Genomic DNA, 360 nt, shown 5'->3' with positions numbered 1-360 from the left:
CCCCCCGCCGTTCAGCGCCAGCCACAGCGCCCGGTGGAGCCGCGCCCCCGTCAGCACGGCCACGCCGAGGACGGCCACCGCGGCGAAGGCGCCCAGACCGATCAGCATGTTGGGAAAGCCCAGCAGGTTCCCCTGCGGGCTCGCCATGGCGCTGCCGCAGCCCACCACCGGGCTGACGTCGCACGACGGCACGTAGTCGGGGTCCTTGAGCAGCCGCCAGTCGTCGATCGCGAGGCGCAGGGAGGCGAGCCAGCCGACGACCCCGGTCAGTGTCATCAGCCACCCGACGCGTCCGCCCGGCGCCGTCGCCGTGCCGGCGGCCCCGCTCATGCGGCCCGCCGCCCGCCCGGCGCGGTGGTG

Annotated in this window: 1 protein-coding gene; it reads right to left on the bottom strand. The window is 76.7% G+C overall.

The window, feature by feature from the left end; all coding sequences use genetic code 11:
* Positions 1–330 (bottom strand): vitamin K epoxide reductase family protein (locus B7767_RS42615; RefSeq protein ID WP_306298057.1); only part of this gene is annotated, 330 nt, incomplete at its 3' end.
* Between the last annotated feature and the right edge of the window lie 30 nt (positions 331–360).

Origin of the sequence: Streptomyces sp. 13-12-16 (assembly GCF_002114215.1) — a bacterium.
In the GTDB taxonomy this organism is placed as follows: domain Bacteria; phylum Actinomycetota; class Actinomycetes; order Streptomycetales; family Streptomycetaceae; genus Streptomyces.
This window is presented reverse-complemented; position numbering and strand designations above follow the sequence as displayed.